This window comes from Bacillus sp. 1780r2a1 (assembly GCA_024134725.1).
Lineage (GTDB): Bacteria > Bacillota > Bacilli > Bacillales > Bacillaceae_H > Priestia > Priestia aryabhattai_A.
The window spans coordinates 1,339,303-1,360,169 of the sequence record CP099863.1; the positions used below are offsets into that span (position 1 = coordinate 1,339,303).

Here is a 20,867-nt window from a genome sequence, read left to right on the forward strand (position 1 = left end):
TTTAGAGATATAATAAATGAATTGAAGGAACATATTTACTCTTTGAAATGAATTGGTAAGGTGGTTAGTAAGGTTGAGTAAAGCAGAAGGAATGAAAGATGTCGTTTATATAAATGGAAATGTAAATGAGAAGTGCTTTGTCACGCATGGCATTACGTTTAAAGAGTTCTATCAGTCATTACGTAGTCCTCTCACGAACCTTTTGTTATTAAAACATCAATTTGAAGATAGCGATTACCATTATTCTACTCATATGGACTATCTTGAAGAGGAACAGGTTTCTTTATTAGTCGACGACGATGTATCGGATTACGGTGATTTTTGTTGGATAGATGTAGATGATGTGTCTTCACTTGATTTATTGGAGCCACAAGATGTTGCTTCTCTCTTATATTTAGGGCATATGAAACAACCGTTACATTCACCCTTTATGAATAAATTAAGCAACCAGTTTGTTTATTTAGCTGGCGAAGATGGTTACTATAATAAAACGTATTACCGAGATATATATGATATCAAGCATATGATAAGCCGCGTTATTCCTTTGAAAGCATCTTCTTTGAAGCAAAAAGGTTTTGGGTTTCGACGAAAAAAATCTGAATATCCTGCTTTACCACTTGTATTAGCTAATACGCTTTTAATGTTGACGCAAGACGGATTGCTTTTTGATTTTGAACAGCAAGCTCAGTCACGTAAAGATTTGCATATTCCAGTCTATACAATTGGTCGATTCACGGATATGGAGGATATGTACAACGAGCGTTTTAATAATCAAGAAGAGAGTAAATTAAGGGCTTATTTGATTTTTAATAAAAAAGAAGCAGAATGGACGCTAGAAGAGGTACAGTAAAAGAGCATCGTAGAGGTGCTCTTTTTTGGGTTGAAATATTTGAGCAACCTCCAAATTTTATGATACTATTAAAAAGATTCAGATAGTTAACAGAAGGTGGGCGGTGTCAAAGTGGAATTACATTTAAAAGAGAAAACAGCCTTAGTTTTTGCAGCGAGTCAAGGTCTTGGTAAAGCGATCGCAACACAGCTTGCTAAAGAAGGTGCGAACGTTGTAATTGCGAGTCGTTCTGAAGACAAGCTTCAAAGCGTAGTAGATGAATTAAAGAAAATAGAATTACATAATGTGCAATACATCAAAGCGGACGTAGCGAGTTTACAGGATATTGAACAAGCCGTTCGGTTTACAAAAGAAACGTTCGGCACAATTGATATTTTAGTAAACAATGCGGGCGGACCTAAGGCAGGAAGCTTTTTAGAAATGACCGATGAAGACTGGTACACGGCCTTTGAAAATAATTTAATGAGCTTTATTCGAATGACTCGAACGGTAGTTCCTGTTATGAAGAAAAGCGGTGGGAAAATAATTAATATCGCTTCGTCTTCCATTAAAGAGCCAATACCTGGTCTTGTTTTGTCAAATACGTTTCGAACAGGAATTGTTGGTTTAACTAAAACGCTCGCTGAAGAGTTAGCAGCTTATGGTATTTTAATTAATACAGTTGCTCCAGGAAGGATTGCAACGGATCGAGTGGGAGAATTGGATTCAATTCGGGCTAACAAGTTAGGGATAACGAAAGAGGAAGTACAAACAAAAATGGAAAGTCAAATTGCTCTTGGGCGCTATGGGAACCCTGAGGAATTTGCCAAAGTCGTGACGTTTATTGCTTCAGGCGCAAATTCTTATATGACAGGGCAATCCTTTTTAGTAGATGGTGGGTTAGTGAAGTCCATTTAATAGAAAACACGCAAACGATGTGTTTGCGTGTTTTCTATTATTTATTAAATCCATGTTGTCACTTGGTCTAATGGTAAACGATCACTAGCATGAGCAGGTTTTGCAGCTTTACCAACAGAGATTAACATTACTGGGATGTAGCGGTCTTCAATTTTAAATTCTTCAACGAATTTTTGAGCATTAAAGCCTCCCATTGAGCATGTATCATAACCTTTTGCTTTTGCAGCTAGCATGAAAGTCATCGCAGCTAAAGAAGCGTTTGTGAATGCTGCATCACGTGCAAACGTTGCATTTTTATAAGCGCCATTAATTTGACCAGCTAAAATGTCTTTTACTTCCGCAGTCATATGACCAGCGTCAACTAATGGGTTATATACAGCGTCTGTGTTTTTGTTGGCTTCTAAATCACCTAAGACTGCAATAACTGCACCTGCTTCAACAATTTGCTTTTGATTGTATGCAATTGGAAGCAAGCGCTCTCTTGCAGCTTCGTCTGTAATAACAACAAAGTGCCAGTGCTGTAAGTTCCATGCAGAAGGGGATTTAACTGTTGTGTCTAGTAACTCGGTTAACTCTTCTTTACTTAATTTTACAGATGTATCATAGTGGCGAATCGATGTACGCTCGCTTACAACATCAAAAAAACCTTTAGACATATTAAAAACCTCCAATAAAATAAATATGAAAACAATGGAATCGATGCACATTCTATCCTGTTTATAGGATGTACGTCAAGATATATGCTTTAGTATGCCTAACGGGTTGTCATCACAAACATTGAACTTGAAAAGAAAAGAGGAGACGTTATGAAAATTGGATTTATTGGTAGTGGTGTTATGGGAAGCAGCATGATTGTACATTTACTAGAGGCAGGCTATCCGGTAAACGTATATACGCGTACAAAAGAAAAAGCAAAAGAGGTTATTGCTAAAGGAGCTGTGTGGAATGAAAGCCCAGCGGTCGTGGCGGCTGACTCGGACATCATTATTACCATGGTAGGTTATCCGGCTGATGTGAGAGAAATTTATTTTGGCAAAGAAGGAATTTTACATAACGCCAAAGCTGGTTCATATGTTATTGATATGACCACTTCGGAACCAAGCTTAGCTATTGAAATATACCAACAAGCGAAAGAACAAAAGATTCATGCGTTAGATGCGCCTGTATCTGGTGGGGATGTTGGGGCTAAAAACGGAACATTAACGATTATGGTCGGAGGAGACAAGGAAGCGTTTGAAGCGTGTAAAGATATCTTTTCGCTTTTGGGAACAAACGTTATTTTACAAGGTGATGCAGGAGCAGGTCAGCATACAAAAATGTGTAACCAAATTACCATCGCTTCCAATATGATGGGCGTTGCGGAAGCGCTTGTTTATGCTGAAAAAGCAGGGCTTGATCCAGAGCACGTATTAAGCTCAATTTCTGCAGGAGCAGCGGGCAGCTGGTCTTTGAGCAATTTAGCTCCGCGTATGATAAAAGGAGATTTTGAACCGGGGTTTTACATTAAGCATTTTATAAAAGACATGCAGATTGCTTTAAAAGAAGCAAACGAGCTGGGAATGGAAACACCAGGGTTAGCTCTTGCAAATCAACTCTATGAACAGCTAGCTGCACAAGGGGAACAAAACAGCGGAACGCAGGCTTTATATAAGCTATATAAAAAATAAGCGCTCTCTTTGAGCACTGAATATAAAACGACATGAAAAAACAGCGTTCTAAGACGCTGTTTTTTGTTAGATAGAGACATGTGAAAAATCATTTGAGAATAAATTGGGAGGTGAAAAGCAGCTGGAGTATGCAGGGGTAAAGTTTACAGAGGCGTTAAAAGAAGAAATTAAACAGACTCTCTCATAAAGGGGAGGGAGTCTGTTTATATTGTGAGTTTTTAAGTTGTGTTTATCATACACGATGGGGTAGTGAAATAGTTACTTTTTTGTTTGCAAATAAGTTTCCATACGGTCCATTGCTTCAACCAATGTCTCCATTGAATAAGCGTAAGAAAGTCTAACATAACCTTCACCTAGGTCTGAAAATGCACTACCAGGAACAAGAGCTACGCCTGCTTCTTTTACTAATTCAAGAGCAAAGTCAAACGACGACATGTTAAGAGCTTGAATAGATGGGAAAATATAAAAAGCACCGTTAGGTTTTTCTACGTCAAATCCCATTTTAACAAGGCGCTCGTATACATAATTCAATCGTCTTTCATATTCTTTTTTCATATCTACAGCGTCATTTTTACCAACTGTTAAAGCGTTAAGAGCAGCAGCTTGTGAAATGGATGATGCGCAACTTACGTTGTATTGGTGCACTTTTAAGATGTGCTTCGTTAAGTATGCAGGCGCAAATAATAATCCAATTCGCCAACCTGTCATCGAATGAGACTTAGATACACCATTTACCACAATGGTTTTATCACGCATAGCAGGGATTGCTGCAATGGAATGATGATTACCTTCAAATACAAGTTCACTATAAATTTCGTCCGATAAGACAAAAATATCTTTATCTTTTAACAAAGCAGCGATTTCTTGAAGCTCTTCTTTAGACAGTGTTACTCCGGTTGGGTTTGAAGGGTAAGGCAAAATAATACATCTTGTTTTATCTGTTAAGTGTTGTTCAATTAAATCGGCAGTTAGACGAAAGCCAGTTTGCGTTGTATCAATATGTACGGGAATAGCACCGTTTAATTTAATGAGAGGTTCGTATCCTGGGTAGACAGGTCCCGGTAAAATTACCTCTGAATCTTCTTCTAAAATCGTTCGCATCGCAATGTCAATGGCTTGACTTGCTCCAATTGTCACAATAACCTCAGATGCTGGATCGTAGGATAATTGATATTTTGTATGTACAAATTCAGCGGCTGCTTTTCTTAACTCAATTGTTCCTGCATTATGCGTATAAGACGTTGCGTTTTCATCAATGGCTGCTTTAGCCGCTTCTTTTACATGAGGGGGGGTTAAAAAATCAGGTTGTCCAATGGTTAATGACAATACGTTATCATATTGAGCTACCATATTATAAAATTTACGAATCCCCGACAGTTCAATGCCTTTAACTCGCTTGCTAATTAAATGTTCCATACTAATCGTTTCATCCTTCCACAGTGTTTCACTCATTTTATCATAATGTATACATGTAAAAAACCACAATCTTCTCAGTACAGATTGAGAAGATTGTGGTTTTAATCTTTCACTTTATAAAAGGTGAGAATAGCGAGCTGTTAATTTGTAAAAAAGCTTCTCATCCTTTTTATCAAGCGCTTCATCGATTAATTCTTTTACATGCTTTTTGTTAAAATCAGTAGATAACTTTTTTAACAAGTGACTTGCTTCTTTTGAATAGTATGTTTGGACAGGTCTAAATGAAGTAGATGTGGCGAAATTTTTATTTTTTCGATAATCGTTCATCACTCAACAACCCCTTTTATTATACTTACTAGTCTATACCCTCTTATGCCTCATGTAACCCTCTGTTTTCTAAAAATTATAAATGGTTGGTGTATTTTAAGTAGATTTTATTGCTGGATGGGAAAGCATTTTGCCCACATTTATGTATTTAGTTGAGATGCAATGAGAGGTAATCTACTTAAAACTATTATGTATGTAAAAGCTTCGTAAGGGTGGTGAAAATCACGTCAATCCAACATCAGAAGCTAGTGTTAGTTCCTCTCATAGCTACAAACAAAAAAGGCTTAACAACAAAAGTTGTAAGCCTTTCAAAGCAATTATGCATTATGTTTATATTTATTTAGAGTCAGTCAGTGTGTATGTTTCCTTCGCGCCAGTACACAGGAGATACATGACCAAAATCTACCGTTTGGTCATCTAGTGTCACGATACAGTGATCTGTGCCAGCTTGCTCTTTGATGTTTTCGTAAATCTCTTCTTCTACATCTTCAATAATTGTCATTTGATTTTCATCATTAAAAAGAATGACAGAACCTTTCATTAAACATACACCTTCTTTAAGTAATTGTGGTTTATCATGTGTAGTATAAAGGGTTTCAGCACAATCGTCCACAGGTATTATAAAGATTTTCGTTAACATTTTGTGAACGGGTTATGTCCTAAAAGATAAGAATTTGTTATTAAACCTCTCGAGTCTTCAACCGATAAATACTAATACAGAGATGAAAACGTTTTATGTCAAAAACATTTATTTTTTTAGGTGGTTTTACTTTACGATTATAAAGTTTCATTACTATAATAAAGGACGACCACTACATTAGTATATTTTACTATGGAAGGGCGAAAATTTATGCAGCATGATAAAGGAATCCTATTAGAAAGCGGAACAAATGAGCTAGAAATTGTTGAATTCTCAGTCGGTACTATTCGTTTTGGTATTAATGTGATTAAAGTTCGAGAAATTATTAATCCAGTAACCATTACACCGGTTCCTAATTCTCATTCTTATATAGAAGGAATTATTGAGTTGAGAGGAGAAGTTCTGCCTGTTGTTGACGTTGCGAAGGCGTTAAAGCGTCCAGCATCGAATCAGCCTGCGAAGGATAAATTTATTGTCACAGAGTTCAATCAACAAAAAATTGTTTTTCACGTTCATCAAGTCACACAAATTCATCGAATATCGTGGATGGAAATTGAAAAGCCTTCAGATTTATACCAAGGCTTAGAAACTCAAATCACCGGTGTGGTAAAAGATGAAAGCGACATGATTTTATTACTGGATTTTGAAAAACTTGTCACTGACGTCAATCCTGAAGCTGGAATTAATCAAGCTGAAATTAAGCGATTAGGTCAGCGTCAACGGTCAAGCAAGCGATTAGTAGTTGCTGAAGACTCACCGTTACTACGCAAAATGATTTCAGATACATTGGAAACAGCAGGCTATGCCAATACAGAGTTTTTTGAAAACGGGTATGATGCGCTGCTTTATCTACAATCACTTGTAGAGTCAGGTCATGCCATTGAAGATGAGGTACAACTAGTTATTACAGATATTGAAATGCCACAAATGGATGGTCATCATCTTACGAAGAAGATAAAAGAAGATGACCGTTTATCTACACTCCCTGTTATTATTTTTTCATCTCTAATCACAGAAGATTTACGTCATAAAGGAAAAATGGTTGGTGCACAAGGCCAAGTAAGTAAACCACAAATTGGTGAATTAGTGCAAATGATTGATGAATTTATTTTATAAAGTAGTTGTGAGCAATATCAAGTTAATAAAAAAAGTGCCTCAAGTGTTTCTTTGAGGCACTTTTTTATTTACTCACCAATAGCTTTTACCTAATGGCTTAAAAACAGGCGCCTGTCGTTTACGAACATTAGAAGGTTGAACAGGGTTAGGTGCTGATAATATAAAGCCGGTATATTTGGATAGTAATCGTTTTGCATAAGATAATGACATTGTCGTTTTGGGATTTCGATACTGATGGTTTAAGTGACCGAGGTGTGTTAGTTCTTTGAAGTCCTCTTTCTTAGGAGGCATATGGAAAAAGTAATCTCCAACGGATACCAGCACATCTGATTTTTGCTGACTTTTACCTGGATTAGGTGAAAAATGAAGTCCTTCTTTTTTCGCTTTTCCTTCTGAAATCAGTTGCTCAAGCGCAAGCTTTTTTAAGGTATAGAGCTGTTTCGGATCAGGGGCTGCTTTAGCGTGCCTGTTTACTGTAAAAATAGCTTGTGCAATCTCAGCAGTGGATGGATTGAACGTTTCTTGGTTGGTTGAATGAGGCATAAATAAATTCACTCCCTTTCATTAGTCGCTTCATGAAGCAGGTGTCGCTCTATGAGGCTTAGTTCTTTCATTATAGCGCGTCTTGTCCAATTTGAAAATAATTACACCGAGATTGGATAATTTCAAAAATAATTTTCTTTTAGGTTTCGTTTAAAAATGAGAGGTTATACAAATAATACAACAAAAGTTTGAAAGCATAAGAAGGTGTTGAAAGAAGTGGATATTTTAATTGCATTAATTCCCGCTGTCATGTGGGGGAGTATTTTACTTGTAAGTTCAAAATTAGGAGGCAAAGCTTATAGCCAAACAATTGGTTTAACTGGAGGAGCGCTTTTATTCTCAATCGTAGCGTTCTTTATTGTTTCACCTGAACTTACATGGAAAATCTTTATCGTAGGCTTTGTTTCAGGTTTATTCTGGTCAGTTGGTCAAATGAACCAATTCTCAGCTGTTGAATATTTAGGTGTATCAAAAACACAGCCTATTTCTACAGGTATGCAGCTAGTCGGAACATCGTTATTTGGTGTGTTACTGTTCGGTGAATGGTCAACGCAAACAAAGCTACTAATTGGAATTGCTGCTCTTGCGTTTATTATTGTTGGGGTAGTCTTTACGTCGTTAAACGATAAAAATAACAAAGAAGCTGATGGGAAAAGTCAATTTGGTAAAGGGATGTTTACACTTTTCATCTCAACATTAGGTTACATAGGTTATTTTATCGTCGTTCAGTGGTTTGGAGTGGAAGGTTGGTCTGCAATTTTACCGCAGTCTTTAGGTATGTTAGCAGGTGCATTGCTTCTTACGTTTCGTCATAAGCCATTTAACAAATACGCTACACGCAACATCTTAACTGGGTTTGTTTGGGCAACAGGTAATATTGGTTTATTAGTAGCAGCTCCTCGTGTTGGAGTAGCCACGAGTTTTTCATTCTCACAAATGGGAATTATTATCTCAACATTAGGTGGTATTTTCCTACTTGGTGAAAAGAAATCGAAAAAACAAATTACGTTTGTCATCATCGGCTGTATTCTAATTATCGTCGGTGGAGTACTGCTTGGATTTACGAAAAAATAAATAAAACTCTCATAAAAAACGAAACCAGAAAGAAAAGGAGCGATTACTGTGTATAAAGATTTAGAAGGAAAAGTAGCAATCGTGACAGGAGCAGCAACTGGGCTTGGAAAATCAATTGCAATAAGGTTTGGACAAGAAAAAATGAAAGTGGTTGTGAACTATCGTTCAAAAAGTGAAAGTGCTTTAAAAGTAGTGGAAGAAATTAAACAAAATGGTGGAGAAGCAATTGCTGTACAAGCTGACGTTTCTAAAGAAGAAGATATGAAGCGTTTGATTGAATCAGCTCATACGACATTTGGATCTTTAGATGTAATGATGAACAATGCCGGTGTTCAAAAAGAAATTCCATCTCATGAAATGTCACTTGAAGAATGGAACAAAGTCATTTCTGTTAACCTATCAGGAACGTTTATGGGATGTAGAGAAGCAATTAATTATATGCTTGAGCATAATATCAAAGGCACGGTCATCAACATGTCAAGCGTACATGATATTATTCCGTGGCCACATTTTGTTCATTATGCATCAAGTAAAGGTGGCATTAAAATGATGACAGAAACGTTAGCATTGGAATATGCCCCAAGAGGAATTCGCGTAAATGCAATTGGTCCAGGTGCCATTAACACGCCAATCAATGCTGAAAAATTTTCGGATCCAACTGCGAAAGCAGATGTAGAAAAGTTGATTCCAATGGCTAAGATTGGAGAGCCAGAAGAAATTGCAAGCGTAGCAGCTTGGTTAGCATCTAATGAAGCAAGATATGTTACGGGCATTACGCTGTATGCGGATGGTGGAATGACCTTGTACCCAAGTTTTCAAGCAGGAAAAGGTTAATTCATTCTTCTAGAAGGACGAATATAGACACCGGTACCATTTGGCACAATCGAAGCAAGTTCGTTTACTTGTTCGTTTCTCATTCGAATGCATCCTTTTGAAACAGCTTTTCCTATTGAACTAGGGTCATTCGTTCCGTGAATACCATAGGATTGTTTTGAGAGGCTTAACCACATTGTACCGAATGGTCCACCAGGATTCGGATGTCTATTTACAATAACGAAATCTCCAACAGGTGTTGTGCTAAGCATCTTTCCAACAGCGATTGGATAAGTTGCTTTCACAACATTATTTTCTCTTAGCTCCAACTCTCTCTCCGCGATAAAGACGTGAATTGAATATGGAATGGTATTTTTATCCGGCAAATTAGGAATAATAATTACCTGGCCTGGCACGATAATATTTGGGTTTAAACCTGGATTAGCCGCAAGGATCATGTTGGAAGGCCTTCGATAATCGAGCGAAATTTGATACAATGTTTCACCTTGTTTTACAATATGTTGCATGACTTTCCCTCCTTAATCATATATCTCTTTAAAATTAACAGAATTTTTCGATATTATATAAGTCTATAGCATTATTTGTTACTATATGAACAGGATGATGAGAAAGTGAGTGACAGGTTAAAGGTTTCATATATCCAAAAATAAAAGGTGTTGAGCCCAAATGAAGATGAAGCATGGAATGATTGATATTGGATCGAATACAATGCGACTAGTCATTTATGAGAATAGAGCAGGAAAAGGATTTAAGCAAATTGAAAACCTGAAAGTGGTAGCCAGATTACGTAATTATTTAGATAATGACAGTCTATTAAACGAAGAAGGAATTCATGTTTTGCTTCAAACGCTACAAACGTTTCAAATTATTACGCGCCATCACGAATTAGCGCATGTTAGCTGCGTAGCGACTGCTACGGTTAGACAAGCTAAAAATAAAGAGTATATTGTCCAACTTGTTAAAGAAAACACGGACTTTTCAATGAAAATTTTATCGGAATATGAAGAGGCTTTTTATGGTTTTTTTGCCGTTATCAATTCAACTTCAGTAGAAGAAGGTGTAACCATTGATATAGGGGGAGGAAGCACAGAAATCACGTACTTTCGAAATCGAGAGCTTGTTGAATATCATAGCTTTCCTTTTGGTGCGCTCTCTTTACGTTTGCAGTATGTAAAAGACAATGTACCTACTGATGAAGAAAGAGAAAGAATCCGTAATTTTGTACGAAGCGAATTTCAAACGCTCTCTTGGCTTCATAAACGCTGTGTACCAATTGTAGCAATCGGTGGAAGCGCGAGAAACCTTGTTCAGCTCCACCAAAGTTTTATTCAGTATCCGCTTGCCGGAGTACATCAATATAGAATGTCTCCGAGGGATATTGCGCAAGTAAAAACGATTATAGCTCCTTACTCCTATAGTGAACTTCAAAAATTAGAAGGACTATCCAAAGATCGAGCAGATACGATTATTCCTGCTATAGAAGTGTTCCAAGGGTTGTGTGAAATAGTAAATGCTTCTTCATTTATCCTCAGCCGTAAAGGACTTAGAGAAGGAGTGTTATATAAAGAAGCCCATGAACAAAGTCAGGGAACAATGTATCCGAACGTAGTGGAACGTAGCTTTCAAGAGCTGGTTGATGATTTTGAAATTAATCTAATTTACGTTCAACAAGTAACGCGGACTGCTACTATGCTGTTTCAGCATCTACGAGTGGATGCTTTACCCACCTTAACAGATGACGATCTCGAACTGTTGAGAAAAGGGGCTCAAGTGTTTCATTTGGGAGAATATATTGATTCAGAATCCAGCAGTCAGCATACGTTTTATTTGTTAGCAAATCGCACAATTGACGGTTTAACGCATTTAGAACGCCTAAAGCTAGCATTAGTTGCTTCTTATAAGGGGAAGTCCACGTTTAGGCAATATATTGAGCCTTTTCGTGAATGGATTTCAAAAGAAGAACAGAGAAAACTTTTATTAATAGGAGCATTATTAAAGTTAGCAACAAGTTTAAATGCAACTAAGCGTAATGTGGTAACACATATAGAAGTCAAGATTACGGATGCAATGTTAACTTTTACACTCGTATGTAACGGCAATTACAAAGCCGAAGAATACCAAGCTGAAAAACAAAAAAAGCATTTAGAAAAAGTATTGAAAAAACCGATTGCGTTGAACTTTAAATACATTACAAATTAAAAGGTGATACTATTCCTGTACAAAATATAAAAGATACATGTCGTTCATCTTATCTTTATAACTAGTTAATAATTAGATGTTAATTTTAAAAAAGGAGAGCATTTAGGGGGAAATGTAAATGGTGAATGTGGAAAAGCTAGACAGGATGGATAAAGAAAATGAACTGACAAACCCTGCTTATTATAATAACCGGGAGCTGAGCTGGTTGGCATTTAACCAGCGCGTATTAGAAGAAGCAATTGATAAGCGAAATGCTCTTTTAGAACGATTAAAATTTCTAGCGATTTTCAGCTCTAACTTAGATGAATTTTTCATGGTACGAGTAGCGGGAATAAAAGATCAGGTAAAAGCCAGCTTTAATAAGCGTGAGAACAAAGCGGGGCTTACTCCCAAACAGCAGCTTTCAGCAATCGCAATTAAAAATCATGAGCTTATTAAAGTTCAGTCTGAAACCTATATGCATACTTTATTGCCTTTGTTAAAAAAAGAACAAATCAACTTTATTTCAATAAAGGAATTAACGACGCATCAACATGAGTTTTTAGAATCTTATTTTATAGATCAAGTTTTTCCTGTATTAACTCCAATGGCAGTCGATGCGTACCGGCCGTTTCCGATTCTTCTTAATAAAAGTTTAAATTTGGCTGTTGTATTAAAGGAAGATAGAGAAGAGCAGCAAGTTACAGGGATAAAAGGAAGGCTTGCAATTGTTCAGGTACCTGCGGTTTTAGAGCGGTATATAGAATTACCAACAAATTCATTAGAACGCTCATTTGTGTTACTAGAAGAAGTAATTGCGCACTTTATTCAACAATTGTTTAGTGGTTATGAGGTAGCATCTGTGACGCAGTTTCGCATTACGCGAAATGCAGATATGACTATTCATGAAGAAGGAGCTCGGGATCTTTTAAAAGAAATTGAGAAAGAGCTAAAAAAACGAAAATGGGGCGCTGCTGTTCGCTTAGAAGTAAAAGCATCCTATTATGATGAACAGGTTCTAGCCTATTTAAAGCAGGTATTAGATATTCATACGAAAGATGTGTACGTAGTTGACTCCCCTCTTGATTTAACCATGCTGTTTTCATTTTGCGACAAAATCAAAGTAACTCATGAACATTTAGGTGTTGAAATGTTTATCCCACAGCCGCCGCAAGATCTAGCATCGGATGAAGATATCTTTGAGAAATTGTTAGAGCAGGATTTATTATTTCATCATCCCTACGAGTCGTTTGAACCGGTTGTTGATTTTGTAGCCGATGCGGCCGAAGATTCCGACGTATTAGCCATCAAACAAACTTTATATCGTGTAAGCGGAGATTCCCCCGTAATAAAAGCGTTGCAAAGAGCCGCGGAAAACGGGAAACAGGTCACCGTATTGGTTGAATTAAAAGCACGGTTTGATGAAGAAAAGAACGTTCAATGGGCAAAAGAATTAGAAAAAGCAGGTTGTCACGTCATCTATGGAATGACACACTTAAAAACACATAGCAAAATTACACTAGTGGTAAGGAAACGCAACAACCGAATTGAGAGATTTGTTCATCTTGGTACAGGCAATTATAATGACGCAACGGCTAAAATTTATACAGATATCAGTTACTTAACATCAAAGCGCCAGTTTGGTGTTGATGCAACCAATTTCTTTAATTACCTAAGCGGGTATACCCAAAAGCCAGCTTATCATCACTTATCAGTTGCGCCGTTTGATATTCGAGATGATTTCCTTGCGCTAATTGACAAAGAAATAGTATGTCATCAAAAACACGGCAATGGCCGAATTATTGCTAAAATGAATTCATTAACGGACAAGGTATTAATTATGAAGTTATATGAGGCTTCACAGGCTGGTGTGTCCGTTGATTTAATTGTCCGCGGCACATGCTGTTTGCGCCCGAAAATAAAAGGAGTTAGCGAAAATATTCGAGTAAGGAGTATTATTGGAAGGTTTTTAGAGCATAGTCGCATTTACACGTTTCATCACAATGGAGAAAAAAAGGTGTATTTTTCATCCGCTGATATGATGACGAGAAATATGGTAAAGCGCGTTGAAATTTTATTTCCAATTCTCGAAGAACCGTTAAAAAACAGAACGTTAAAATGGTTAGATCTTATGCTTGAAGATAACATAAAAGCTAGAGAGCAGGATGCAAATGGAAATTACTATTATCTGCAGCAGGGGAGGCAAGAGGCTGTTGATAGTCAAAAAGTTTTTCGGCAATTAGCATATCAAGTCATGGAAGATGAAGAGTAAACAAAAAAGCCGATGGAAATCGGCTTTTACATTTGTTATCGGGGAACAGGGCCAAACCCTGGTGTACCTGGAGCGCCGTAGAAAGTGTTGTAAATAGGTGGACCTGCAGGACCTCCATAGTATGGAGTAGGTGGATATGGGTAAAACGGAGGGCAACAACCAGGGCGTCCACCGAATCCGCCCACTGCTAGTCCTCCAAGTAAGCCACCAGCTAGGCCAGCTACGAATGGAAAAGCAAAAAAGCGCTGTTCACCGTTAGGAGCGGTACGATATACGCCATACGGATAATATTGATGATACATAATTCAACCTCCTTCAATGTTGTCTATGTAGTGTATGGTGGTAGGTTTCATTATGAGTCTGTCTTACTATATGTTTCCTGTATAATCGCAAAAAAACGTCTAAATAGACGTTTTTTTTAATGTGAATAATGTAATTTCAGGTGTAGCTAAAAACCTAAAGGGAATGCGCGTTGTGCCGATACCGCGGTTCACATACAGCTGCATGTCGCTTTCTCCCACTTTATAAAATCCTTCGGGATAAACCGTACCGAAAGGAGGCGTAATTAACGGTCCGAAAAATGGAAGTTGAATCTGTCCTCCATGACTATGCCCTGATAGCTGTAAATCAACTGGGAATGCTGCCGCTTTAACTGCTACATCAGGTTCATGAATCATAGCAATTGCAAACGTAGAGGACTCTAGTTGACCAAGTGTTTGTTCATATTGAGGGTCTCCTAACAGCACATCATCTAACCCACAAATATGGATATATTCTCCGTTATCAAGTGTTATTGTTCGTGCTTCATTCACTAGAAGTTGGAAGTTTGATTCCTGGATTATATCTTGATAAAGCGTCGTACCGTACCCTCCATGATCATGGTTTCCATAAATCGCATACTTTCCAAGAGGCGAGTTTAATCGCTGTAAAATAGGCGGAATTCGATGCGGGTAAGCATATTCATTCGGTGCATCCATTAAATCGCCTGTAAACAAAATGAGATCAGGTTTGAGGCTGTTAATCTTATTAACCAGTTCTTCTAGCTGCTGAAGGTTATAAGAAAGCCCGAGGTGAGTATCACTAAATTGTAAAATAGTTCGATTGTGAAAGCCTGTTGGAATATTGTTTGAAAAGATGCTCTTACGCGTTATCTGCAGTCGCCTCGGCTCAATATACTTCGCATATGTATAACCAAAGGAAGTCGTTAATACAGTCCCTAGCGATAAAGAAAGTAAACCTTTTAAAAAAGAGCGTCGTGTATACGTCTTTTTCATTTTAAAATCAACCTATTCTCTTTCATATTTCCATTGACATTACTCATAATGGCTAAAGATTAATTATAGCATCTCTGAAAAAAGGATAAAACTTAAAACTCTGATTTACTTAAACAAGTAGTAAAAAAACGTATTTTCGAGAGAAATGAATAACTATTCATTTCTCTTTTAGATAAAAAAAGGTAGAATAAAAGAGTAAGAGCTTTAATAAAAAAGGGGGATAACGGAATGAAGGAGAAAGTAGTGGTAGTAACAGGTGGTTCAAGTGGGATGGGCAAACATATGGCGAAGCGCTTTGCTAGCGACGGAGCGTATGTCGTAATTACTGGAAGATCTCTAGAACGCCTAGAAGAAACGAAGGCAGAAATTGAAACATTTGAAAATCAAGTGTTACCTGTGCAGATGGATGTACGAAATCCTGAAGATGCAAAACGGATGGTGAGTGAAACTCATAAGCAGTTTGGTCGAATCGATTATCTTATTAACAATGCTGCAGGAAATTTTATATGTCCCGCAGAAGAGCTTTCAGTAAACGGTTGGAAAAGCGTCATTGACATTGTGTTAAACGGTACGTTCTATTGTAGTTCTGAGGTAGGGAAGTACTGGATTGAACACAATATTAAAGGAGCCATTACAAATATCGTAGCTACATATGCATGGAATGCAGGTGCTGGAGTTATTCATTCAGCTTCAGCTAAGGCTGGGGTGTTAACAATGACAAGAACATTAGCTGTTGAATGGGGAAGTAAATACGGTATTCGAGTAAACGCAATCGCTCCTGGACCAATTGAGCGTACTGGTGGAGCAGATAAATTATTTCAATCTGAAAAGATGAAAGCGCGTACACTTAATTCGGTACCACTTAGACGCTTTGGTACACCAGAAGAAATTGCAGGACTAGCTGCATTTTTATTTTCGGATGAAGCATCATACATTAATGGTGAATGCATTACAATGGATGGAGGCCAATGGTTAAACCAATATCCTTTTTAAATAAAGGAAAAAGCAGACAGCGGAATGTCTGCTTTTTTGTATTTTCTTCAAGCGTTACTTCACTTCAAAGACTAGCAAAAACAGGATTTTCATATTATACTTACTAAAAATGTATATATAGTAATTGAGCACATTGAATGCTACAAAAAGCTTGAATATTCATTGCGCTTCAGTAAACCGATGAAAGTAGATCAAAAGGTCTAGTAAGAGGATTGAATTGAATCTATATGATAAGGGGGGAACGTCATGGATCCTTTAGATGTGTTAACAAACATAGAGAACACCCTTCCATATTATCAAGCAATTTTTAGTGCGGATGAACACAAGATTGTTGGGTATGAAGTGTTAGCAAGGATTAAACAAGATGACGAGATTGAAAGTTTAGGAGCTTTTTTTCACGATGATGCGATTCCGGATGAATATCGAATTGAAGTGGATTATGCGGTTTTAACAAAAGCATTGAATCACATTTTAGAGCAGAAAGAAGAGTTTTTAATCTTTATTAATCAAAATCCCAATTTATTAATGAATGACCATGGAGAATCTCTGTTAGAACTGTTGCAGTATTTTGAGACAAAGGGGCTATCTCTGAATCGAGTTGTTTTAGAAATTACCGAGCACAATTTTAATGGTGATATTGAATCTCTTCAGCATTTATTGAAATATTATCAAACGTATGGCATTAAGGTGGCAATTGATAATATTGGTAAAGAAAGCAGTAACTTAGATCGTATTGGTTTGCTTTCACCAGATATTTTAAAAGTAGACCTGCACATTTTACGACAAACGGCTATGACACAATCTTATCAAGACGTTTTGTATTCGTTATCATTGCTAGCACGTAAAATGGGAGCTACCCTGCTGTATGAAGATATTGAAGCTTCTTATCAACTGCAATATGCATGGCGTAACGGCGGTAGGTACTTTCAAGGTTACTATTTACATAAGCCATCAGCTGAATTGGTTGATCCTTTTCTGTTAAAGGATAAGCTGAAAAATCAATTTGAAATGTTTATAGCTCACGAGAAGAAAAAATTACAGGCTATCTATGAATTAACGGAGAGCTTCCAGGTGAAAATGCAGCAGGTAATGAGTCAATGCCGCAAGATGGAAGAGTATGACGAGATGCTTCAGTATATTGCGAATGAGCTTTCAATCGCATGCTTCCGAGTGTATGTATGCGACGAGAATGGGTTTCAACGCTCATCAAACTTTTTAAAGAAAGAACATGAATGGATTGCCGAGCCAGAGTACCTTCACAAAAATTGGAGCTGGCGTCCGTATTTTCTTGAGAATATTATTCGAATGACCCATGAACAGCGTGGGATTTTATCAGACTTATATAACGATATTGAAACAGGAGAGAATATACGAACTTTTTCGTATCCAATTGAAAACGGTCATTATTTATTTATCGATATTTCATATGCCTTTTTATATGAGAAAGACGCATTATAAAAAAGCATGCCTCACTAACCCTGAGGCATGCTTTTTTTCATTTCTAAAAATGAAAGAATATGGGGTCAAAAAGAAGGAAAGCTATTACTAATTAAAACGAAAGGGATGATCGTTTATGAAAAAAGTAGTAGGATCGATAATAATTTTTTTATGTGTAACATGTTTGTATACGCCTGCTCAGGCTGAAGTTGATGGAGATACCCGCAACGAAATCTTTACTGCTCTACATGAAGCCTTTCAAGCTCAGCTTCGTTTAACGAATGAGCATTATTCAAAGGAAAAGGCAATCAGCACGCTTCTTCCATACTTTGAGAAAAGCTACGCGGAAAAATTTCTAGATGATAATATGGTTCAAGAAGCCCAGGGGTATACTGTATACGGTTCTGATTTTGCTCTTCATTATATTCCCTATTTTTCATACGACGAACAAACAAAGGTAGCGGTTCATCCATCCATGGAAAAAGCTTATGTCTTTGAATATTTTCCAGCTGTAAAAGATGGCCCCGTATCTTATGTGGGGCATTATGAGATGTTGACGTTGACTCGCCATGAGGGAAAATGGAAAGTATCAGGATTTACATATAGTAACCAAAAGCCCAGTTAATCCTCTCGCATAAGGTATTTAACTTAAGCAAGATCTAAAAGCTTTTCTAGTGTTTGTAAATCAAAGCCTTTTACCACATCATCATTAACTTTAACCGTTGGTGTTGAATATGACTGAAATACTTCAATCATACGATTTCTGGCTTTTACATCTTTTGAGACGTCATATTCTTTATATGAAATATTATTGTGTTTTAAAAACTGTTTAACAATTTCACACGGTGGACAAGATGGTTGTGTATATAATTCTACGTTTTTCATGTTAAAACTCCTTATTGTATAATATGATATTATAATCAAAAACGACAAACTACGCCATAATAAGCCAATTTCTTACGAAAATTCATGTAAAGTACTTGTGTTTTTTCTGTATGTGGCATATAGTGAAATGGTGTCTTTTATGCATGAAGATTCATGCTGAAGAAATGAGAATGAATAAACAAGCCTTAAATAGGGTAAGTAATGATGTAATCGTTGAAAGGAGAGATTATATGTCACAATTACAAGGTATTTTAACTCGTCTTGTGAATCTCCGTGAGCAAGCAAGTGGAAGTGAAGCACCACAACGCTTCTTCGAAGTAGATGGAAAACGAATTTGTAGCGTGAAATATCATGCGAAAACTGAAACGTTTGAACTTGAAGTATATCAAGATGGCGAGAAGCCAAGCGTTTATCAATTTGATAATATTGACATGATTGCAATTGAGATTTTTGAATTAATTCATTAATGAAGCCATTAATCAACTTAGATCTGTGAATTGTCGATGATTCGAATGAAAGCCTTGGATGCACATTTACGTGTATCCAAGGCTTTTTATATGTCAAGAATAACTGACGTACTAGCAGGCCTCCATATTATATAAAAAGTTAAAAAGAATCTTGACAATAACTAACTTTTGTCTATCTTTCTGAAGCATTTTTTTATATGATTAGAAGGTGAAAAAGTAAAACAATGTGTTGAGAGGAATAGCAAAATGCAATTAGTAGAATGTCGCATGCTTGTCGTATTAGCCCAAGAATTAAATATGAGAAAAGCAGCTGAGCGCTTATTTGTATCGCAGCCAGCTCTATCGCAGCGCCTGCAAACAATTGAACGGGCATGGGATACTCAAATTTTTATCCGTTCCCAAAAAGGTCTTTCTTTAACACCAGCTGGTGAAAAGATTGTGCAGTTTGCAAAGGAAGTTGTTGAAAAAGAAGACCAAGTAAAGGAAGATCTACATCATTTAGACACGGAAGTATACGGGACGTTAAAGCTCGCTGTAGCCTCTATTATTGGCCAGCATTGGTTGCCAGCGGTTTTAAAAAAGTATATGGATAAATATCCTCATGCAAAAATTTCCCTTGTAACGGGTTGGAGCAGTGAAATGCTTCGCTATATTTATGAAGATGAAGTACATATTGGAATTATTCGGGGAAACCCAGAATGGAAAGGTGTAAAGGAACACCTATTTACGGACCCTTTGTATTTAGTAGATACTGAAATTGAAGATGCTTCTGAGGTGCCGAATAATGATCGACCGTTTATTCAATTTAAAAGTGATTCTACTTACTATCAAGAAATACTCGATTGGTGGCATAGAGAGTTTCATACAACTCCAAAACGAACAATTGTTGTAGACCAAATTGAGACGTGTAAGCAAATGGCTCTAAATGGTCTTGGTTTTGCCATTTTACCGTCAATTGCTGTGAAAGATGCCCAGCATTTACATCGGATTCCACTATTAAAAGAAAATAAAGAACCAATCACTAGAGATACTTGGCTAGTAGGATATGAGTCAGCGTTTAAGCTGAAACAAGTGCGTGCATTTATGGAAATTGTCAAAGAGTATATTAAAGAACAGCAAGAAAAAGAGCTATCATAATGCATCTGCGCATTACGTGAAGAAATGAGAAAATTACGTGACTTCTAACTTGTCATGTGGAACTCATTTTGTTACATTAGTAAAATGAAGCAAATGCTAACTTAGGAGGAATACATAATATGAAAATGATGGATGCAAACGAAATTATTTCATTTATTCAAAACAGCACAAAATCAACACCTGTAAAAGTATATGTGAAAGGTGATTTAGAAGGAATCGACTTCGGCGCTTCTTCTAAAACATTCGTAACTGGTAATACAGGTGTTGTATTCGGTGAGTGGAAAGACATTCAAGCAGCAATTCAAGCAAACGAAGGAAAAGTAGAAGACTACGTTATCGAAAACGATCGTCGTAATTCTGCAATTCCACTTTTAGATATGAAAAATATCAAAGCGCGCATTGAGCCAGGTGCAATCATTCGCGACCAAGTCGAGATTGGAGACAACGCTGTTATTATGATGGGTGCTTCAATCAACATCGGTTCTGTAATCGGTGAAGGTACAATGATTGATATGAACGTTGTAATGGGTGGACGTGCAACAGTAGGTAAAAACTGTCATATCGGTGCGGGTTCAGTGTTAGCTGGCGTAATTGAGCCACCTTCTGCAAAGCCAGTTGTTGTTGAAGATGACGTTGTGATTGGTGCAAACGCAGTTGTTCTAGAAGGCGTAACAGTGGGTAAAGGTGCAGTTGTTGCTGCTGGCGCAATCGTAGTTGAAGACGTACCTCCATATACGGTAGTAGCAGGTACACCAGCTCGCGTTATTAAAGAAATTGACGAAAAAACAAAATCAAAAACTGAAATTAAACAAGAGCTTCGTCAACTAAACGACTAATAAGCGAAAGACACAGAAAGCGTG

Annotated in this window: 23 protein-coding genes; 14 read left to right on the top strand and 9 right to left on the bottom strand. The window is 37.1% G+C overall.

The window, feature by feature from the left end:
- Positions 1–73: 73 nt before the first annotated feature.
- Complete coding sequence (locus tag NIZ91_06705) at positions 74–850, top strand: peptide ABC transporter permease (protein USY56337.1); 777 nt, start codon at positions 74–76, stop codon at positions 848–850.
- 111 nt (positions 851–961) lie between these two features.
- Positions 962–1,747 carry an SDR family oxidoreductase gene (locus NIZ91_06710; GenBank protein USY56338.1) on the top strand — a complete coding sequence of 262 codons (786 nt, stop codon included), beginning with the start codon at positions 962–964 and terminating at the stop codon, positions 1,745–1,747.
- 44 nt (positions 1,748–1,791) lie between these two features.
- On the opposite strand, the gene NIZ91_06715 is transcribed toward NIZ91_06710, so the two are convergent.
- Complete coding sequence (locus NIZ91_06715; GenBank protein USY56339.1) at positions 1,792–2,403, bottom strand: nitroreductase family protein; 612 nt, start codon at positions 2,401–2,403, stop codon at positions 1,792–1,794.
- 150 nt (positions 2,404–2,553) lie between these two features.
- On the opposite strand from NIZ91_06715, the gene NIZ91_06720 reads away from it, so the two are divergent.
- Entirely contained in the window at positions 2,554–3,414 is an 861-nt protein-coding gene (locus NIZ91_06720) for an NAD(P)-dependent oxidoreductase (GenBank protein USY56340.1), read from the top strand.
- A 258-nt stretch (positions 3,415–3,672) separates the two neighbouring features.
- Here NIZ91_06720 and NIZ91_06725 read toward each other — a convergent pair whose 3' ends face one another.
- The 3 genes from NIZ91_06725 to NIZ91_06735 form a co-directional block, all read right to left on the bottom strand.
- On the bottom strand, positions 3,673–4,830 hold the full coding sequence (locus NIZ91_06725) for an aminotransferase A (protein USY56341.1): 1,158 nt from the start codon (positions 4,828–4,830) through the stop codon (positions 3,673–3,675).
- Positions 4,831–4,944: 114 nt separating this feature from the next.
- Positions 4,945–5,157 (bottom strand): IDEAL domain-containing protein, encoded by a 213-nt coding sequence (locus NIZ91_06730; GenBank protein USY56342.1) that lies wholly within the window; start codon positions 5,155–5,157, stop codon positions 4,945–4,947.
- A 346-nt stretch (positions 5,158–5,503) separates the two neighbouring features.
- Positions 5,504–5,698: a hypothetical protein gene (locus NIZ91_06735; GenBank protein ID USY56343.1), complete on the bottom strand. Its 195-nt coding sequence runs from the start codon at positions 5,696–5,698 to the stop codon at positions 5,504–5,506.
- A gap of 309 nt (positions 5,699–6,007) precedes the next feature.
- Between NIZ91_06735 and NIZ91_06740 the strand changes: the two genes are divergently transcribed.
- Positions 6,008–6,913 carry a chemotaxis protein gene (locus NIZ91_06740; GenBank protein ID USY56344.1) on the top strand — a complete coding sequence of 302 codons (906 nt, stop codon included), beginning with the start codon at positions 6,008–6,010 and terminating at the stop codon, positions 6,911–6,913.
- Between the two features lie 72 nt (positions 6,914–6,985).
- Here the strand turns inward: NIZ91_06740 and NIZ91_06745 are convergent, their stop codons facing one another.
- Positions 6,986–7,456 (bottom strand): YkyB family protein, encoded by a 471-nt coding sequence (locus NIZ91_06745; protein ID USY56345.1) that lies wholly within the window; start codon positions 7,454–7,456, stop codon positions 6,986–6,988.
- 216 nt (positions 7,457–7,672) lie between these two features.
- On the opposite strand from NIZ91_06745, the gene NIZ91_06750 reads away from it, so the two are divergent.
- Both NIZ91_06750 and NIZ91_06755 read left to right on the top strand, forming a co-directional pair.
- Complete coding sequence (locus NIZ91_06750; protein ID USY56346.1) at positions 7,673–8,530, top strand: GRP family sugar transporter; 858 nt, start codon at positions 7,673–7,675, stop codon at positions 8,528–8,530.
- A 48-nt stretch (positions 8,531–8,578) separates the two neighbouring features.
- Complete coding sequence (locus NIZ91_06755) at positions 8,579–9,364, top strand: glucose-1-dehydrogenase (protein USY56347.1); 786 nt, start codon at positions 8,579–8,581, stop codon at positions 9,362–9,364.
- On the opposite strand, the gene NIZ91_06760 is transcribed toward NIZ91_06755, so the two are convergent.
- Positions 9,361–9,870: a L,D-transpeptidase family protein gene (locus NIZ91_06760; protein ID USY56348.1), complete on the bottom strand. Its 510-nt coding sequence runs from the start codon at positions 9,868–9,870 to the stop codon at positions 9,361–9,363. The two genes, NIZ91_06755 and NIZ91_06760, sit on opposite strands and share 4 nt — an antisense overlap.
- A gap of 160 nt (positions 9,871–10,030) precedes the next feature.
- Here NIZ91_06760 and NIZ91_06765 point away from each other — a divergent pair, with 160 nt between their 5' ends.
- Together NIZ91_06765 and NIZ91_06770 are read left to right on the top strand one after the other, a co-directional pair.
- On the top strand, positions 10,031–11,563 hold the full coding sequence (locus NIZ91_06765) for a Ppx/GppA family phosphatase (GenBank protein ID USY56349.1): 1,533 nt from the start codon (positions 10,031–10,033) through the stop codon (positions 11,561–11,563).
- Between the two features lie 145 nt (positions 11,564–11,708).
- Complete coding sequence (locus NIZ91_06770) at positions 11,709–13,814, top strand: RNA degradosome polyphosphate kinase (GenBank protein ID USY57109.1); 2,106 nt, start codon at positions 11,709–11,711, stop codon at positions 13,812–13,814.
- A gap of 35 nt (positions 13,815–13,849) precedes the next feature.
- On the opposite strand, the gene NIZ91_06775 is transcribed toward NIZ91_06770, so the two are convergent.
- Positions 13,850–14,116, bottom strand: a complete 267-nt coding sequence (locus NIZ91_06775; protein ID USY56350.1) for a hypothetical protein — start codon at positions 14,114–14,116, stop codon at positions 13,850–13,852.
- Positions 14,117–14,215: 99 nt separating this feature from the next.
- Positions 14,216–15,088, bottom strand: a complete 873-nt coding sequence (locus tag NIZ91_06780) for a metallophosphoesterase (GenBank protein ID USY56351.1) — start codon at positions 15,086–15,088, stop codon at positions 14,216–14,218.
- 228 nt (positions 15,089–15,316) lie between these two features.
- Here NIZ91_06780 and fadH point away from each other — a divergent pair, with 228 nt between their 5' ends.
- The 3 genes from fadH (at position 15,317) to NIZ91_06795 (ending at position 18,143) form a co-directional block, all read left to right on the top strand.
- A complete protein-coding gene (gene fadH / locus NIZ91_06785; protein ID USY56352.1) occupies positions 15,317–16,081 on the top strand; it encodes a 2,4-dienoyl-CoA reductase in 765 nt (254 codons plus the stop codon).
- A 246-nt stretch (positions 16,082–16,327) separates the two neighbouring features.
- On the top strand, positions 16,328–17,539 hold the full coding sequence (locus NIZ91_06790; GenBank protein USY56353.1) for an EAL domain-containing protein: 1,212 nt from the start codon (positions 16,328–16,330) through the stop codon (positions 17,537–17,539).
- Between the two features lie 115 nt (positions 17,540–17,654).
- Positions 17,655–18,143 carry a DUF3993 domain-containing protein gene (locus NIZ91_06795; protein ID USY56354.1) on the top strand — a complete coding sequence of 163 codons (489 nt, stop codon included), beginning with the start codon at positions 17,655–17,657 and terminating at the stop codon, positions 18,141–18,143.
- A gap of 23 nt (positions 18,144–18,166) precedes the next feature.
- Here NIZ91_06795 and NIZ91_06800 read toward each other — a convergent pair whose 3' ends face one another.
- Positions 18,167–18,403, bottom strand: a complete 237-nt coding sequence (locus NIZ91_06800; GenBank protein ID USY56355.1) for a glutathione S-transferase N-terminal domain-containing protein — start codon at positions 18,401–18,403, stop codon at positions 18,167–18,169.
- Positions 18,404–18,633: 230 nt separating this feature from the next.
- Here NIZ91_06800 and NIZ91_06805 point away from each other — a divergent pair, with 230 nt between their 5' ends.
- The 3 genes from NIZ91_06805 (at position 18,634) to dapD (ending at position 20,843) form a co-directional block, all read left to right on the top strand.
- Positions 18,634–18,870, top strand: coding sequence for a YkuJ family protein (locus tag NIZ91_06805; GenBank protein ID USY56356.1), 237 nt, complete (start codon positions 18,634–18,636; stop codon positions 18,868–18,870).
- Between the two features lie 246 nt (positions 18,871–19,116).
- The gene (locus NIZ91_06810) at positions 19,117–20,007 is read left to right on the top strand and encodes a LysR family transcriptional regulator (protein USY56357.1); all 891 of its coding nucleotides are present in this window, start codon (positions 19,117–19,119) and stop codon (positions 20,005–20,007) included.
- Between the two features lie 119 nt (positions 20,008–20,126).
- Positions 20,127–20,843 carry a 2,3,4,5-tetrahydropyridine-2,6-dicarboxylate N-acetyltransferase gene (gene dapD / locus NIZ91_06815; GenBank protein ID USY56358.1) on the top strand — a complete coding sequence of 239 codons (717 nt, stop codon included), beginning with the start codon at positions 20,127–20,129 and terminating at the stop codon, positions 20,841–20,843.
- The last annotated feature ends 24 nt before the right edge of the window (positions 20,844–20,867 follow it).